General features: G+C 36.7%; 16 protein-coding genes and 1 pseudogene. 6 read left to right on the top strand and 11 right to left on the bottom strand.

Features of this window, described 5'->3' with window-relative positions; translation table 11 throughout:
* The 6 genes and pseudogenes from ACR2MV_RS09410 to ACR2MV_RS09385 all read left to right on the top strand — a co-directional run.
* Positions 1-475: pseudogene (locus ACR2MV_RS09410) on the top strand (2,3-bisphosphoglycerate-independent phosphoglycerate mutase); the annotation flags it as partial.
* A 141-nt stretch (positions 476-616) separates the two neighbouring features.
* Complete coding sequence (locus ACR2MV_RS09405; RefSeq protein WP_434021658.1) at positions 617-1,027, top strand: BT0820 family HAD-type phosphatase; 411 nt, start codon at positions 617-619, stop codon at positions 1,025-1,027.
* Positions 1,028-1,105: 78 nt separating this feature from the next.
* Positions 1,106-1,708 (top strand): DUF4254 domain-containing protein, encoded by a 603-nt coding sequence (locus ACR2MV_RS09400; protein ID WP_434021657.1) that lies wholly within the window; start codon positions 1,106-1,108, stop codon positions 1,706-1,708.
* Positions 1,695-2,750 (top strand): glycosyltransferase family 9 protein, encoded by a 1,056-nt coding sequence (locus ACR2MV_RS09395; RefSeq protein ID WP_434021656.1) that lies wholly within the window; start codon positions 1,695-1,697, stop codon positions 2,748-2,750. The genes ACR2MV_RS09400 and ACR2MV_RS09395 overlap by 14 nt, the downstream gene beginning before the upstream one ends.
* 75 nt (positions 2,751-2,825) lie before the next feature.
* Positions 2,826-3,632, top strand: a complete 807-nt coding sequence (gene map, locus ACR2MV_RS09390) for a type I methionyl aminopeptidase (protein WP_434021655.1) — start codon at positions 2,826-2,828, stop codon at positions 3,630-3,632.
* 11 nt (positions 3,633-3,643) lie between these two features.
* Positions 3,644-4,405, top strand: coding sequence for a methyltransferase domain-containing protein (locus ACR2MV_RS09385; protein WP_434021654.1), 762 nt, complete (start codon positions 3,644-3,646; stop codon positions 4,403-4,405).
* A 153-nt stretch (positions 4,406-4,558) separates the two neighbouring features.
* Here ACR2MV_RS09385 and ACR2MV_RS09380 read toward each other — a convergent pair whose 3' ends face one another.
* From ACR2MV_RS09380 to ACR2MV_RS09330, 11 genes are all read right to left on the bottom strand, one after another.
* The gene (locus tag ACR2MV_RS09380; protein WP_434021653.1) at positions 4,559-5,326 is read right to left on the bottom strand and encodes a tetratricopeptide repeat protein; all 768 of its coding nucleotides are present in this window, start codon (positions 5,324-5,326) and stop codon (positions 4,559-4,561) included.
* Between the two features lie 18 nt (positions 5,327-5,344).
* On the bottom strand, positions 5,345-7,108 hold the full coding sequence (locus tag ACR2MV_RS09375; protein ID WP_434021652.1) for a BatD family protein: 1,764 nt from the start codon (positions 7,106-7,108) through the stop codon (positions 5,345-5,347).
* A gap of 51 nt (positions 7,109-7,159) precedes the next feature.
* Complete coding sequence (locus ACR2MV_RS09370; RefSeq protein WP_434021651.1) at positions 7,160-7,996, bottom strand: tetratricopeptide repeat protein; 837 nt, start codon at positions 7,994-7,996, stop codon at positions 7,160-7,162.
* A 1-nt stretch (position 7,997) separates the two neighbouring features.
* Positions 7,998-9,032 carry a VWA domain-containing protein gene (locus ACR2MV_RS09365; protein WP_434021650.1) on the bottom strand — a complete coding sequence of 345 codons (1,035 nt, stop codon included), beginning with the start codon at positions 9,030-9,032 and terminating at the stop codon, positions 7,998-8,000.
* Positions 9,033-9,038: 6 nt separating this feature from the next.
* The gene (locus ACR2MV_RS09360) at positions 9,039-10,040 is read right to left on the bottom strand and encodes a vWA domain-containing protein (RefSeq protein WP_434021649.1); all 1,002 of its coding nucleotides are present in this window, start codon (positions 10,038-10,040) and stop codon (positions 9,039-9,041) included.
* Entirely contained in the window at positions 10,027-11,016 is a 990-nt protein-coding gene (locus ACR2MV_RS09355) for a hypothetical protein (protein WP_434021648.1), read from the bottom strand. The genes ACR2MV_RS09360 and ACR2MV_RS09355 overlap by 14 nt, the downstream gene beginning before the upstream one ends.
* Positions 11,017-11,060: 44 nt before the next feature.
* Positions 11,061-11,927 carry a DUF58 domain-containing protein gene (locus tag ACR2MV_RS09350; RefSeq protein ID WP_434021647.1) on the bottom strand — a complete coding sequence of 289 codons (867 nt, stop codon included), beginning with the start codon at positions 11,925-11,927 and terminating at the stop codon, positions 11,061-11,063.
* 88 nt (positions 11,928-12,015) lie between these two features.
* A complete protein-coding gene (locus tag ACR2MV_RS09345; RefSeq protein ID WP_434021646.1) occupies positions 12,016-13,020 on the bottom strand; it encodes an AAA family ATPase in 1,005 nt (334 codons plus the stop codon).
* A gap of 133 nt (positions 13,021-13,153) precedes the next feature.
* Positions 13,154-13,972 carry a 3-methyl-2-oxobutanoate hydroxymethyltransferase gene (panB, locus tag ACR2MV_RS09340; protein ID WP_434021645.1) on the bottom strand — a complete coding sequence of 273 codons (819 nt, stop codon included), beginning with the start codon at positions 13,970-13,972 and terminating at the stop codon, positions 13,154-13,156.
* Positions 13,973-14,059: 87 nt separating this feature from the next.
* Positions 14,060-14,551, bottom strand: coding sequence for a CvpA family protein (locus tag ACR2MV_RS09335; protein WP_434021644.1), 492 nt, complete (start codon positions 14,549-14,551; stop codon positions 14,060-14,062).
* 5 nt (positions 14,552-14,556) lie between these two features.
* A complete protein-coding gene (locus ACR2MV_RS09330; protein WP_434021643.1) occupies positions 14,557-17,700 on the bottom strand; it encodes a UvrD-helicase domain-containing protein in 3,144 nt (1,047 codons plus the stop codon).
* Between the last annotated feature and the right edge of the window lie 72 nt (positions 17,701-17,772).

The following is a 17,772-nucleotide window of genomic DNA, read 5'->3' as shown; positions in this document are numbered from 1 at the left end:
AGAGAAAAGATTACTTTGTCCTTCACCAAAAGTAGCTACCTATGATTTAAAACCAGAGATGAGTGCTTTTGACATTCGTGATGCCATCCTCCCAGAATTAAAAGCAGGAGAAGCAGATTTTATATGTCTGAATTTTGCCAATACTGATATGGTGGGCCATACAGGTGTTATGGAAGCAGCAATGAAAGCGGCAGAAGCAGTTGATTCTTGTTTAAAAGATGTAGTTACCGCGGCCTTAGAAAACAATTATTCGAGCATTGTAATTGCCGATCATGGGAACAGCGAAAAAATGATTAATGAAGATGGATCGCCAAATACAGCGCATACCACGTATCCGGTTCCGTTGATTTTGGTTGAAAAGAACAAAGAACACAACATCAAAAACGGGGTTCTTGGAGATATCGCTCCTACAGTTTTGGATCTTTTGAATGTTGACAAGCCTGCTTCAATGACTCGTGATTCCCTGCTGGACTAGGAATACAGCGAATCATCGTCTCAGTAAAACACGAAAAAGAAGAATTTTTCGTTATATAATATGTTAAAATTCTATTATTGAATAGCATTTCTTGATTAAAGAAGCTATTATGAGTAGATTTGAAAAAATATCTAGATGAAAATGTTACCTAAAAATTCTCTCTTGATTGCTGTCGATTTTGATGGCACAATTGTAGAAGATGCCTATCCTAAAGTTGGAACTGCAAAAATTTTTGCTTTTGATACTTTATTGGAGTTACAGCAAAAAGGGCATCGTTTGATTTTATGGACCTATCGATATGGAGACAGGCTGCAGGATGCTGTAGATTTTTGCAGCAAAAACGGACTTGAGTTTTATGCTGTTAATAAAAGTTATCCTGAAGAAAAATTCGATGGTAGTATCAGTCGTAAAGTGAATGCTGATGTTTTTATTGATGATAGAAATGTAGGCGGTTTACTTGGCTGGGGGGAGATTTACCAACAGCTTTTAAAGACAGAAAAACCAAAAGAACACAAATCGAAGAAAGGTCTATTTGGTTTTTTTAAAAGCTAGAAAGGAATCATTGGCCGGTTCGATCTGTTTTTTATAACAGCTACAAACAAAAGATTATAATCCTCAACATCTATTAAAATGAATTCAACAGAAGCCTTTCGTATTTTTGAAAAGAGTATTGATGATTACCACATAGATGATCACATCGAAACACCTTTGAACAATCCATTTGAAAAAGACGATATCTATCATCTTTTCTATCATAAGAATTGGATAGATACGGTCCAATGGCATCTCGAAGATATTATCCGTGATCCTGAAATTGAGGCCATTGAAGCTCTCAGGATTAAAAGACAAATTGATGCCTCAAACCAGGTCAGAACAGATATGGTTGAATATATAGACAGTTACTTTTTGGATGAATTTAAAGATATTCTGGTTAAAGAGAATGCCAAAATCAATACTGAAAGTCCTGCCTGGGCCTTTGATCGACTGTCCATACTAGCTTTGAAAATTTATCATATGCGGGAAGAAGCTAACAGAGAAGATGCTTCTGAAGATCATAAGAGTTCCTGTAAATCGAAACTTGAGGTGCTTATGGAACAGCGTGAAGATCTTTGCACCGCCATTGACGAATTGCTAATAGATTTTAAAAAGGGTGACAAATACATGAAGGTTTATAAGCAGATGAAAATGTACAACGATGCTAATTTAAATCCTGTACTTCGTGCAAGAAAATGAAAAAAAACATCCTAAACACTTATTGATCATTCGACTTTCTGCTTTGGGAGATGTAGCGATGACGGTTCCCATTATTCTGGCCTTACGCCAACAGTACCCAACCTTAAAAATTACTGTTGTTTCAAAAGCTTTTCAAAGTTCTATTTTTAAAGATATTCCAGAAGTGAATTTTTTTCCCGTTGATTTCGACGAATATAAAAATGGTGTTTTTGGTTTGAATGAATTATACAAAGATTTGTCAAAATTTGGTATCGATGCTTATGCAGATCTTCATAACGTTCTGCGAACGAAAGTGATCAATTTATTTTTCAAACTGGATACGATAAACACCGCTGCTATCTCCAAAGGAAGGTCGGAAAGAAAGGAGCTGACAGCTCTCAAAGAAAAACAGATCAGCCCTATTAAATCTATTTTTGAACGGCATGCTGACGTTTGTAAAAAATTGAATCTTCCTATTGATCTTTCTACGATCAACATGCTTGATAAACAAGCCTTATCCAAAAAAACAAAACAACTCACAGGTGAAAAAAAATCATACTGGATAGGAGTCGCTCCTTTTGCTGCATATAGGACGAAAGTGTATGACCTCGAATCAATGAAGCAGGTAATTAAATCATTAGTCAAAGCAGATAGAAAGGTGTTGTTATTTGGAGGAGGGAAAACAGAAATTGACAAACTTGAAATACTAGCTGCTGATTCAGACAATAGTATCAACATGGCCGGTAAGCTATCTTTTGATGAAGAATTGGCCTTGATTAGCAATCTTGATCTTATGCTGAGTATGGATTCCGGGAATGGACATCTTGCTTCAATGTATGGCGTACCTGTCATAACGATGTGGGGAAATACGCATCCTTATGCAGGATTTGTTCCTTTCAGACAACCCCTTGAAAACAGCCTGATTCCGGACCTTACTAAATTCCCATTTATTCCTACTTCCGTTTATGGAAATAAGGTAATTCCTGGCTATGAAGATTGTATGAAGACAATTCCACCTGCCTCTGTTATCAGCAAAATAAATTCCGTTTTAAGCAATTTATAAATCTTGATATTGAAGGTTTGAATCGCTTTGGTTCAATCTCTTTTTACAGTATCTTTGCCACATTAATAATTAGTCATGATAGTAGTAAAGTCTCGTGAAGAGATAGAATTGATCAGACAAAGCGCGCTTATCGTTTCAAAAACTTTAGGGGAAATCGCAAAAGTCATCAAACCTGGAATAAGTACCTTAGAACTGGATAAAATTGCTGAAGAGTGCATTAGAGATCATGGTGCAGAACCTGGGTTTTTAGGTCTTTATGATTTTCCAAATACCCTATGCATGAGTCCAAACGAACAGGTGGTGCATGGAATTCCAAATAGCGACCCTTTGCAGGAAGGCGATATCATATCTGTCGATTGCGGAGCACTCAAAAATGGTTTTTATGGGGATCATGCCTTTACTTTTGCTGTGGGGGAAATCGCTCCTGAAACAAAGAAACTACTTGATGTAACGAAAGAAAGTCTCTATGTTGGCATCCGTCAATTCAGAGTTGGTCAAAGAGTGGGAGACGTTGGTCATGCGATTCAAAAATTTACTGAGAATCACGGCTATGGAGTTGTAAGAGAATTAGTGGGACATGGCTTAGGTCGTGAGATGCACGAAGATCCTGAAATGCCAAACTATGGAAGGCGCGGGAGAGGTAAAAAATTTGTTGAAGGAATGGTTGTTGCCATAGAGCCTATGATCAATCTAGGAACACAACGAATCAAGCAATTCAGCGATGGATGGACCATCAAAACAGCCGATGAAAAGCCCAGTGCACATTTCGAACACAATGTTGCCATTGTAAACGGGAAACCTGAGTTATTATCTACCTTCAAATATGTGAACGAAGCCTTGGGCATTGTGACTGATGAGGAGGATGAATTTAGAGCGCTATAAGACTTGGTAAAATGAAGTTATTCAAACTTGCACTGAATACAATTCCAAGGCCCTATCTGATAAAAATGAGTTATCTCGCAACCCCGTTCTTATCAGTTTGGTTAAAAGGAGATACCTATACGGATCCAATTGACGGCAAAAGCTTTAAGCGATTTTTACCTTATGGATATGGAGAACAAAGACCCAATGTTTTATCTCCAAGCACGCTTTCATTAGAGCGTCATCGTTTGATGTGGCTATACCTCAAAAATGATAGTTCTTTTTTTGACAAGCCTTTAAAAGTGCTGCATATGGCACCTGAACAATGCTTTTTATCGCGGTTCAAAAAAATGAAAAACCTCGATTACACAACAGCCGATTTATACTCGCCGATTGTTGATGTAAAAGCGGACATTCTTGAACTTCCGTTTGAGGACAATCTGTTTGATGTTGTTTTTTGCAATCATGTGTTAGAGCATATTGAAGATGACCACAAGGCAATGTCAGAACTATATCGCGTGATGAAACCAGGTGGAATGGGTATTTTCCAAGTCCCTCAAGAGCTTTCCAGAAAGACTACCTACGAAGATCCAAGTATCACCACTCCTGATGAAAAAGCCAAACACTTTGGTCAATATGACCATGTTAGAGTTTATGGCCAAGACTATTTTAACCGACTCAGAAAGGTTGGTTTTGAAGTAGAAGAAGTCGATTATTCCAAAAAATTAAGCCCGAATTTAATCGAAAAATACCGCCTGGCCACAGGTGAAATTCTACCTGTTTGTTTTAAATAGTGATCGGTTTACTGCTGTTATGATCAAGTGATGGATCGACTGAAGCCAAGCTTGTACTGAGGTGAAGGTTTCACTGATGTCAGAAAGTAATGAATAGTAAACAGCTCTCTATTATGTGTCTAAGAAACCAGAATCATCGCAGTTATTATGCTGCTAAATCTCCTTGAGATTATCTGAGATGATCCAGCCCATTTTCCCATCGGCAATTTTAATTTTCTTCCAATTATCCAAGGTTTCCAGAATTAAAACCTTGGTTCCTTCATGAAGTTCAAAATAAACCTCACTGGAAGTAGTAGGAGCATTTTTCACCTGTGCGGCCGGAGAAAAGATGATCGCTTCTATATTATTATCTATGTAATGCTTATTTCTGTATGCAAAAAACAAACTGGTTGTTACAAATATAACCGCCAGAATACTTGTAATAAAGTAGATCCTCTTTTTCGCTGTGCTGTAAGAAAAATGATACATCAAAAACAACAAGGCAAATATAAATGCCAGACTAACCGCTATTTTTGACCATGTCTCATAGGTAAATCTCAGGATAACAGCCTCCATAAAATTCTCCCATAAACTGTTGGGTATGGGTTCTATATTATCGAGAATCATTCTATTGGCAAATTCCAAATTAACCTTAATATCCTGATCATTCGGATCCAATTTCAAAGCTTTTTCATAATAGTAAACCGCAGGTGCCACCTGGTTTGTTCTATAATAAATATTTGCCATGTTGAAATAAAGTGACGCTGATTCCAACTCCAATTTCTCAATCTGTTGATACTGATCCAAAGCCTCAATGTACTTTTCCTGCTGATACAGTTTATTCGCAGCAGTAAATAAACTATCTGCACTCTGAGCTCTCATCAAAGACACTGAAAAAAACAGTGCAGTCAGAAAAATGGTATGTTTAAAAAACGTCAACATTGTTTAAATCATTTACAGCTATAATTGTTTGTCAATTTGAGCAATTACTTTCTTTGCATTCTCATATTCCTGCTTCATCATAACATCTGTCGATGGTGTATATCGGGCATAATCACAATTCTCTAAAACAGTGCTAAATTCACCAATCGTAGCATCATCTACTTGCCTTTTGTTCAATATTTCCGCTATCTTCTCACGTGAAATCTCAGAAGTTTCAACATTGAGCTTGGCCTTCAGATAATTGTGCAATGCTTTTTCCAACGCAATATAAAAAGCCTCTTTTTTACCCAATTCCTTTCTGGCCTGAGACAAGTACCTTTTGGCCAATCTATCTGCCTTCCTTCTCTTGTTACCAATGATATCACTATCTCTTTCCTGTTTCTTTTTACCGATAAAAATACCTAATGGGATCGATAGCAATGGTAATATCATGAGTAGGTAAAAGAGATTAGAATTAAAAAAATCTTCATCTTTAAACGTAGATACGAAGTCGGATTTCAATTGTATATATCTAATATCCCCTTCATTTGCAACGATCGCCTGCTTGTTAATTCCGACTACATCCTGATCTGGCAATGCTGCACCACTCAGAGCATTTAAAACTATAGGATCCGTTTCTACAGAATAATACTTCTCTTGTTTTGGGTTAAAATAAGAGAATGAAACTCCAGGAATTTTGAATTTCCCTCTGGCCTGTGGGACAACAGCATATTGATCATAAATACTTCCTTTAAGACCACCTAAGGTTGTTTTAATATTTTCTTTGTGCTCAGGTTCGTATTCTTCCAAGCCATTTGGTGTTGAAATACCTGGAAGTTTTACCAGTTTTAAGTTTCCTTCCCCTTTCAATTCAACTTTAATCTGTGCAGATTCATTGGCTTTTAAATCAGTTTTACTTGGCGTTACAGAAAACCTATAATCACCAACTGCCCCATTAAAATTAAACGGTTTATTTTCTTCAGGCAATTCTTTAACTCTAATGGTTTTCTTACCTGAAGTCAGTGTAAAACTAACATCATTCATAAGCATATTCCCAAAAAAGTCTCTCCTTCCAATAGGTACACCGGCTGTTATCTCCATCTCAAGTGGTTCAATCTCAAGCTTGCCTGATTTATGAGGAATCAATACCGTTTTTCTAACAATTACAAATCGATGAGGTTTTCCCCCATATGTTCCATTTTTGGCGACCCATTTTTTGACTTCGATATTCTGATTCCAAAAACCGTTAAAAGATGGTGAAGATGCTTCTCGGGTATTTTGAACATTCACCTTGTTAATATCCACATAGAGTTTATAAACAACAGCAATACTTTCTCCAACATAAGGGGTCATATCTGATACTTCAGCCACCAAATGAATATTTTGCTGTGCCACATACCTCGGATCGTTCGGATCTTCAGGAATTTCCACAGCATCAGTAACCGTAATTCTTACCGTATTAGACTTGATCAATTCACCTTCATATGAAACCGTAGCTGAAGGAATGGTAAAGGTTCCTTTGGCTGTTGGCTGAATCACATAGGTATAGGTTAATTTATAAGAGGTTTTTCCGTTGATAGATGAAAAACTACTTGATTGACTAGGGCCTGCAAGCACCTTAAAATTCTTAAAATCCGGTGGTGTAAAATCATCCCCACCTTGTTTATCAATTGAAAACTCAATACGCAATCTTTCGTTTAAACCTAGATCAGTTTTACTCACAGCAGTTTTAAACGTTACTTGTGCAAGTACGCTTTGGGCTGTAATAAGCAATAATAATATGGATAAATACTTCACTTTCATTTTCTAATCAACTAGAAGCAGTTCATCTTAACGCTAAAAAACTGGTTTTATTTACCAATCTTTTTCCTGATCTACTTTTTTACCCTTCGCTTTTTGGGCATTCACTTTTTTCTGTGTTTTATTCTCCTCGTTATTCATCGCCTCCAATAGTTGTTGAATCTGTTGTTGACTCAATTGATTGGGTTGAGGCTGTTTCTTTTGTTCATTCTTGTCACCCTGATCTTTTTGATCCTGCTGATCATCCTGATCGTCTTCATTATCTCCTTCATTCTCGTTCTTATCCTTCTTATCGTTTTCTCCCTGATCTTCGTTTTGATCCTTGTTTTCACTATTCTGATCCTGGTCCTGATCCTGGTTTTGATCCTGATTCTTATCCTTGTTCTTGTCCTTATTCTGATCCTGGTTCTGATCATTTTGCTGATCTTTCAGCAGTTTTTGAGCAAGAGCCAGGTTATACCTTGTTTCTTCGTCATTTGGATTGAGCAGCATGGATTTTTTATAAGCATCAACAGCTTTGTCGTATTGCTTATTTTTCATCATCACATTTCCAATATTATGAAAAGCCTTCTCTCTGGTTTCAAGCTTTAAATTACTTTTAGCGACCAATTCATATTGAGGTAGAGCCTCTTCGAACCTGTTTTGTTCATAGACTGCATTCCCAAGGTTATACCCGGCTGTTCCATAGTTCGGATTCTCTTTCAAGGCCTTTTTATACTTCACTTCGGCATCCACATAGCGCTTTTGCTTAAAAAGATCATTCCCTTTTCTAAGAATCTGCTTTTCAGCTAATTTTATTTTAACAGGTTCCTCTTTTTTGGTTTCTTTTTCCTTATCCTGAGCCCATAAGGCCAGTGGTAAAAAGAGCAACAGATATACTAGTTTTTTCATTTTACCTTTCATTAAACAGATTTAACTTTTGTACCCATTTGGTTTTCTTACTCAACAAGAAAACATCCAAGACCAAAAACAGCAAGCCAAAACCAACAAACCATTGAAACTGATCTTTATAATCCGAAAATTGTTTGGTTTCAAACTCCTTTTTATCTGCCTTTAACAATAGTTCTTCAACGTATTCAATTGTCTTTGATGTTTTATTTCCGTAGATGTATTTCCCGTCTCCCTTTTTGGCGATATCCTTTAAGGTTTCCACATTCAATTTGGTAATCACCACCTCGTCTTTATTATCTTTTTTATATCCTAAAAATTTACCTTTATTTTTGATAGGAATAGGGCCTCCTTTATTCGTTCCTACTCCAATGGTATAGGTTCTGATTCCAAGGTCAACAATCTCTTCGGCAATATTGCTGGAGTTCTCCTCATGATCTTCACCATCAGATATAACGAACAAAAACCTGTTGGTCTGTGTGTCATCATCAAAAAAGGTTTTTGACAATTCTAAGGCTTCATTAATGGCTGTTCCCTGAGAAGAAACCATATCTGGCCCGGCATTTTGTAAAAACATTTTTGCAGCTCCGTGATCCGTTGTAATCGGCAACAAGGGATAGGCATTTCCTGCATAAATAATAATTCCAACCCTGTCACTTCCCAACTTATCAATAATCTTAGAGATTATTTGTTTGGATTTCTCCAATCTGGTTGGAGCAATATCTTCAGAAAGCATACTTTTAGAAACATCCAAAGCAAAAACAATATCTACTCCCTGTCTTTTAACCGACTTTAACTGAGTTCCCATTTTTGGGTTTACCATGGCAATGATCAAAAGGGATAATCCAATAAGTACAAAGATCATCTTTAGCGCAGGTTTAAAAACGGATTTTTGAGGACTTAACTGGTTTAACAGCTTCAAATCTCCGAACTCCTTTTGCTTTTTTACTTTCCAAAACCAATTCAAAAAGTAAAATAGCACCAGTACCGCAATCGCGATAAAAAGATAAAAATATTTTGGTTCCTCTATTTGATACATTTCTTACTAAATAAAACTTCTATAAACCGTAAATCTCAACAACATTTCCAATAAAATCAGAAAACCAGCCAACATAATTAAGGGTCTATATTTTTCTTGATAATTATAATATTTAAATTCCTCTATTTCTGTTTTTTCAAGCTTGTTGATTTCTTCATAAATGGCTTCAAGTTTTTTATTCCCTGTAGCCCTGAAATACTTGCCATCCGTTTCAGCTGCAATATATTTTAAGAGCTCTTCATCTATTTCAACAGGAGCATTTCTAAAAATCAACTTTCCATTTAAATCTTTGGCCACCGGAAATAAAGCCGTTCCGTTGGTTCCAAGTCCAATGGTATAAACCTTTATATTGAGCTCTTTGGCCAATTCTGTGGCTGTTTTAGGATCAACAAACCCGGTATTGTTCACTCCATCGGTTAGTAAAATAATAACCTTGCTCTTCGCCTTACTATCTTTCAGCCTGTTCACTGCTGAACCAAGCCCCATTCCTATGGCGGTGCCATCTTCAATCTGACCCCACTTAATTTTTCTTATCGTATTCTGTATAATTGTTTTATCACTGGTAATCGGAGTTTGGGTAAAACTCTCTCCCGCATAAACAACGATACCAATTCTATCATTCGGCCTTTTTTGAACAAATTTGCTCGCCACAGTTTTCAAGGCCTCCAATCGATTTGGCTTTAGGTCCTTTGCTAACATACTGGCAGACACATCTATAGCCATTACAATATCGATTCCTCTGGTCGTTTTAGTTCTCTTGCTCACCTCAACATTTCTGGGTCTGGAAAGGGCAACTATCAAGGCAGCTATGGCAGCCAATCTCAAGACATACAGCATTGGCTTTAATTTTGCCCATATATTCCCTTGTTGAAACCCTGATATACTTGGTATATTTAGATCAGCGCTGTCCTTCTTCCTCACCAGAAAATACCATATGGCCAGCACTGGTATCAGCAATAATAACCACAAAAACCCCGGGTTGGTGAATTCCATATTACTCCCCATCATCGCCTTCTTCTTTAGTTTCCAATTTAATGGGATGTAACGTATCTATGATTCCTTCAGCATCCGTCCTATGAAGACTGATTTCATTTTGCAAAGGTTTGGATTTAGCAAATTTTACAAGATCCGCTTCCTGCAATAACTTTTGCAATTTTTCCAGCGTCTCAAGTGGTATATTCAATTTACTACTGGCGTTAAAATCTCCAATCGTATCTATTAACTCATCCGTTGTAGACTCCAAGGCCGGGATATTTAATTCTCTTTCAATAAAGGTTCTTACAATATCCGTCAGTTCAACATAGTATAATTTGATCTTGTTCTGAGAGATGAGTTTTTTTCCATCCAACTCCTTTAATCTTAATTTAGCCGCATCAAAAGGCGGAATTCTGGATAAGATCTCTTCCTCTGTTGGCTTATCTCGTAAAACAAAGTACAGAATGAGGCCAATAATCACCAAGGCCGCAATTAAGCCCCAGAAATAATTCAAATAATCTGAAAACAAATAGGGTTCATTCTCAATTTCTTTGATATGAAACATGGGTTGTTTAATCGTGTCAACAGGGACCGTTGCCACATCAATAATCACATCATCTGTAAGATATTTTTTGTTCTTTATAAATATCTCCTGTCCTGGAAGTACATACCTGCCGCTATCAAAACTGGTTAAGGTGTATTTTTTGATCAATTGATTTCTTAAAGAATCAATTTTATGAGATGTAACAACACCGATTCTGTTTAAACTGTCCAATTCTAATTTTGGAAAACGAACATCAGAAGTCTGATCTACGATAATCTCATAATTGAATTGCTCCCCTATTCTAATTTTTGTCGTATCAATTTTTGTCGATACCTGGCCATTTGCCATCAGACCGGTCAACAAAAACAGCAAAACAAAAAGGCTTGTCAAACTGGCGGTCCCAATTCCAACCCTAGTCCTTAAGGAGTTCTTCGTATTATATGTTCGCGTAAACAAAAACTTCATTTTCTTTATTCAATTTTCAAAGCAATTCTCCATTGGAGATCTTGCTATGCCCTTCTTTTAAAATAGCCTAATAGCTTCTTTACATAACTTTCATCAATCCTGGTGTTGATCACACCCGAACCACTTTTTGTAAATGATTCTTCGTAATAATCCACCGTCTTCAAATAATTGGCTCGGTAATTTGTTCTCACAGATTTGGAGTTTGTATTCACCAACTTGATTTCACCGCTTTCCGAATCTCGCATTGGTACCATACCCAATTTTGGTAGTTCCGTTTCAAGTTTATCGTATACCCTGATACCCGTTACATCATGTTTCTTTCCTACAATTTTTAAGGCATTATCATAACCTGTATCAATGAAATCTGAAAGAATAAAGACAATCGCTTTCTTCTTCATTACATTCGAAAGATATCTTAAAGTTTGGTTGAGGTCGGTTTTTTTACTTTTTGGTTTGAATTCAATCAATTCCCGAATGATTCGTAACACATGTGTTTTCCCTTTTTTCGGTGGAATGAATAATTCAATTTCATCAGAAAACAATAACAATCCTACTTTATCATTATTCTGAATGGCTGAAAAAGCCAGCGTGGCACTTATTTCGGTTAAAATATCTCTTTTGAACTGTTCTCTTGTTCCAAAAGATTCGGAGCCGCTAATATCAACTACCAACATCATGGTCAGTTCTCTTTCTTCCTCGAAAACTTTGACGTAAGGTTCGTTATACCTGGCAGTTACATTCCAATCGATGGATCGTATGTCATCACCAAATTGATATTGTCTTACTTCAGAAAAGGTCATACCACGTCCTTTAAACGAACTGTGATACTCTCCCGAAAATATATGATCAGACAATCTTCTTGTCTTGATCTCAATTTTTCTAACCTTTTTAAGTAATTCTTTCGTATCCACTAGCGGGTATTCTAATTAAACATCACAATCTTAATTCTTAAAAGATTGTCGTTTGCAAGTTTCCAATGGTTGTTGATTCTGGTATTTATTAAGGCACCTCAACTTCATTAACTATTTTGTTAATGATATCAACAGAAGTAACATTCTCGGCTTCAGCTTCATAGGTGATTCCAATTCTATGTCTCAGAACATCATGCACCACGGCGCGCACATCCTCGGGAATTACATACCCTCTTCTTTTGATAAATGCGTAACATTTCGAGGCCATTGCCAGATTAATACTACCCCTTGGTGAAGCTCCAAAACTAATAAGTGGTTTTAACTCAGCCAATCTATAATCTTCAGGGTATCTGGATGCGAAAATGATATTCAGAATATACTTTTCAATCTTTTCATCCATATAAACTTCTTTCACAGATTCTCTGGCACGAATAATCTGCTCCACTGACACAACAGGATTTACAGATCCGAAACTTCCTTGCAGATTATGTCTCATAATCATCTGCTCATCATCCAGTTTTGGATAATCAATGACGGTTTTTAACATAAATCTATCAACCTGAGCTTCTGGTAAAGGATACGTTCCTTCCTGTTCAATCGGGTTTTGTGTCGCAAGAACTAAAAATGGTTCAGGCAATTTAAAGCTGGTATCACCAATGGTAACCTGATGTTCCTGCATGGCTTCCAACAAGGCAGATTGTACTTTTGCAGGCGCTCTGTTGATCTCATCTGCCAATACAAAATTGGCAAAAATTGGTCCTTTTTTAATAGAGAAATCATTCTCTTTCATATTAAAAATCATTGTACCAATCACATCGGCAGGTAATAAATCCGGTGTAAACTGAATCCGACTGAATGAGCCCTTAACGGCTTTAGACAAGGTGTTTATAGCCAATGTCTTCGCCAAACCAGGCACACCTTCAAGTAAAATATGGCCATTTCCAAGCAAACCAATTAGCAGTCTTTCAAGCATGTGTTTTTGCCCTACAATCACCTTGTTCATTTCCAAATGAAGCAGGTCGACAAATGCACTTTCCTTTTCAATTTTCTCGTTGATTAATCTGATATCAACATTTGCGTTTTGTGTATCCATTTATCTTTTTAAATTTCTTTTTGTTTTTAGACAACAAGGGCAACAAATCTAAGGGTTAGGTAAGTTTTTTCTTGTTAAAATTTGGTTAAAAGTATAAAATAAAAAAACTCGCCTAAATGGCGAGTATACTGCATTAATACTGTTCTTCCTTGTTTGGAAAATCCTTTGATTTTACATCCGAAATATAATTTCTAAAGGCATTGCCCATTTCAGTGTAAAGGTCGAGATACCTTCTCAGGAACCTCGGGCTAAATTCATGCGTCATTCCCAACATATCATGCGTGACTAAAACCTGACCGTCAACTCCGTCTCCTGCACCAATTCCAATCACCGGAATAGAAACACTCTCAGCAACTTCCTTTGCTAATTTTGCAGGTACTTTTTCAAGCACGATGGCAAAACAACCTAACTCCTCCAATAATTTAGCGTCGGCTTTTAATTTATCCGCTTCTTCCTCTTCTCTTGCCCTGACGGTATAGGTCCCAAATTTATAAATCGATTGAGGTGTTAAGCCCAAATGTCCCATCACAGGAATACCGGCCGACAAAATTCTTGTGATTGATTCTGAAATTTCCGCGCCACCTTCCAGTTTCACTGAATGAGCTCCAGATTCTTTCATTATTCTAATGGCTGAATCCAACGCCTGCCTTGAATTTCCCTGATATCTCCCAAAAGGAAGGTCCACAACAACCAAAGCCCTTTCAATGGCACGAACCACAGAAGATGCATGGTATATCATCTGATCGAGTGTAATGGGTAATGTTGTTTCGTGTCCTGCCATAACATTTGAAGCAGAATCACCTACTAAAATAATATCTATACCAGCATGGTCAACAATTTTTGCCATGGTATAATCATATGCTGTCAACATGGCGATTTTCTCACCATTTGTTTTCATCTCAACCAAGGTCTTGGTTGTGATTCTTTTGTATTCCTTTTTAGCTACGGACATAATTAAGATTTAGCACTGCAAAAATAGCGATAATTTTTATGAGCTTGACCCGTGATTTATTAATTTTAATTGATGACGGCTTCTACATTAATCTTTGACGACTCGCACCAAATTTGGAAATATGGCAGGTGCAAAGTTTTTAACCGGTTCGTATAAAACAGATTTTTTGACTTTCGCCTTTTCCACAAATCTCAATGATGCATTTATTTCGTCATAAACAATTAAAACTATACTCAGAATCAACGCGTATTTAACAAAGCCAAATATGGCGCCTACCAATTTATTAAAAAAGCCCAGGGCGATGGTTTCTGCAATTTTTGTCATCGCTTTTCCCAGAAGAACCATTCCAATAAGTATGATTAAGAATGTCCCTGCAAAGGAAACGAGCTGGAGCATAGATTCATCCCAACTCACACTTTCTTTTAAGAAATCTCCTAAAAAGTGTGAAAAGTGTATGGCTCCATAAATACCCAACACCAAACCAACCAGCGTTGTAACCTCAATAAACAACCCTTTTAGAAAACCATTTACAGTCCCAAAAATGAGTATGATCCCAATAATAATATCAATTGTATTCATAAATTTTATCTTTTAACTACCGTAATTTTATCATCTATATAAACCAATATGCGGTTGGCCACTTCATAATTCAATTTTTGCAATACCTGGGCATAATTATCAATTTGAAGTTTGTGATTCTCATTCGGGCTGCCCGTTTTGTAATCAATAATTGTCACTTTATCTCCCTCAAACACCAACCTGTCTGGAATTATTAATTGACCTGAATCTGTCAATATCTCTCGCTCAGTCAGCACCTTAGCACCTTTCTTGAAATAGTTATCAAGCAAAGGATGTCTGACAATCTCTACAACCAAGCGTCTAATTTCTGCCATTGATTCCTCCTGAATCAATCCTTTTCTCAGGGTTCTTTCTATGGCTGATTCTATATCTTCTTCATCGATGATCATTTCCATTAATTCATGAATTAGATTTCCATACCCAATAGCTTCTTCCCTGGTCTGATCCCATAATAATTCAGAATTTGCAACAATATGAATCTGATGATCCTTCCAGGAACTACTGATGAATTCTTCCTGAAATACCGCTTCGCTTTTCGATCTTTGCGGCTTACTTAACCGCTCCATGTTTCCAAATTCATAGGATAATTTATTGTCATCCCAAAGATGTTGTTGCTTTAAAAAATCCACAAAAAGTTGTGAACTTGTTCCCAGTGCCTTGCCTGATTTTTTTATTTCAGAAATGATATACAATTGTTCTATGGCTCTTGTCAAACAAACATACAAAAGGTTATAACTATCCAGTTCTTTTTCTTTTTCCTGTTCTTCATAAATCATTGTTCCTGATTCTCCGGTTTTTTTTATTCCAGTAGAAGAATTGACCAGGATACTGTCGAATCCATGAAACGATTCCCCGTCCAGGTCCTTAAACCAGGCTTTCGGATCTCTTTCATAATAGATATCCAGATCAAAAGGATAGATCACCACGGGGAACTCCAAGCCTTTTGACTTATGAATTGTCATAATTCTAACTGCCTTGACATCCTCAGAATTGACAATATTCAATCGATCCTTTTTTTCTTCCCAGAACTCCAGAAAAGAACTGCTTTTCTGAGATTTTCTCTGGGTATAATCGAAAACAAAGTCCAGAAAAAACTGAATAAAAGCGTCTGATTCAGCGGTTAATCGAAAACATCTTATCAGATCTTCTACGCCTTCTAAAATTGAATATTCATTAAAAGTGTCAGGGGAGTAAAACACATTATAGGCCTCAAATGATCTAAAAAAATCTTTTCCTTCTTTTTTCACAAATTGTTTGATAAATTCATGCTTGGCCATTTTTACACCTAAATGTATGTGCAGAAAATATAATATTTCAAACTTCGCATCTTCATTTTTATCATCTTCTATGATTCGCATTAAATTGATGATAAAACCGATTTTCCTGTTGTTTTGAATCTGAAGGGTCTCAGAACTTACAATAGGCACTCCTTGTTCAGTCAAGAATTTAGCAACTGCTGCTCCTTCTTTCTTCTTTCTGACCAGAATGCAAATTTCATTCGCCTGATATTGATTCAATAATTTCGTCAATGTCTCAAGAACCACTCTGGGGTAATGCTCTTCTCGCTCTTCATTGTTCTTGAAGGCCTCCATAAACTGCAGACTTACAAAACCACCTTTTTTATGATTGATTTTTTGAGCATTCCCTAACCTGTATAATTCATCATACGTTTTATTGCCAAAATTACTCGCAATATGACTGAAAAAATCGTTGTTAAATTTGACAATCTCTTCAAGTGATCTATAATTTGTATCGAGATTTAATGCTGATTTTTCAGCTTGAAAAGGATTGGCATCAATCTTAAAACTGTCGGATGACAAACTAATAAACTGTTCGGCACGTCCGCCCCTCCATCTGTAGATGGCCTGCTTGGCATCCCCAACCAGCATTAATCCAGCTGATTCGGCACTTAATGCATTGTCAATTAACGGTATCAGGTTGTTCCATTGCAAAACAGAGGTATCCTGCATCTCATCTATAAAAAAATATTTGAATCGCTCCCCAAGCTTTTCATAGATAAAAGCTGCCGGCTCATTGATCAAATGATCACTGATCAATTGATTAAACTCTGCATTTAACCTGATGTTATTGTTGGTCTTTATTTCTTCCAATGCCTGGTTAATCGCATTAATCACAGCCAAAGGCACCAGATTCTTTAAAATCAACTCATTCAGCTTATACTTTTCAAACAGCTTGGAGGCATCACTATAAAAAGTTATGAGCTCGTCACTTATACCGTCAATGGATAATTTTACTTTTTCCGGTTTTGATTTGCCATAAAAATTTCTATCACGAATATTTCTGGACAAACTATTTTCTTTGTCAAAATCTAATCCTGGCGGATCATTGATCATTTTTAGAAAAAACTTTGGAAACTGACCTCTATAAAAGTCTTTCATATCTATTCCTTGCGCATCAATCAGGGCAATAGCGGCTTCTCCTTTCTCTGTAATTTCTTTGATATAGGCAGCTTGCTGCTTTCGTAGCCTTTTCGATAAGTCCGAAAACGAAGACAAACTCTTGTCAGATAATCTCACTAGTTCCCTGGAATGATTCTCATTCAAAATAAGTTTAGAAACTTCAAACAGATCCTTACTGATATCCCAGGATTTATCTTCAAGTGTTTTTTCCTTAGAAAAAGAAACCAACAATTTGGTCAGTTCCTGATCTATACCAATTCTTGCAAGCACTCCATCAACAGCCTCCTGCAAAATAGCGTCTGTATCAAGTTCGACTTCAAAATCAGTTGATAATCCAAGATCGAAAGCAAAAGATTTGATCAACTTATTGGTAAAACTATCGATCGTTTTAATATGAAAAGAGGCATAATTCTTTAGTATATCCTGCAAACGCTCTTTGGCTCTTTTCTGAATAACCTCTTGATCCAGTCCGGTTTCCTCCACAACAGTACTAAGCATGTCATTTGATCGGTCTGATTCGGATGCGATTGAAAAATCAAGTAGGTTTTCTAAAATCCTATCCTTCATCTCAGAGGCGGCCTTGTTCGTAAAGGTAATCGCCAATATATGCTGGTACAATCTAAAATCAGGATCACTTAGAATTATCTTCAAATACTCCTTGACCAGCGTAAAGGTTTTTCCACTCCCGGCGGAGGCATTATAGACTTTAAAAGAAGTACTGGAATCCAATTATTGATTTTTCATAAAAGTAATGAAATTGACGAAATCTTTGAGTTGATTCTATCAAAAATTACGTTGGGA

Source organism: Lutimonas sp., from assembly GCF_051011215.1.
Taxonomy (GTDB): Bacteria; Bacteroidota; Bacteroidia; order Flavobacteriales; family Flavobacteriaceae; genus Lutimonas.
Note: the sequence above shows the minus strand (reverse complement) of the source record. Positions and strands in the feature narration are given on the sequence as shown.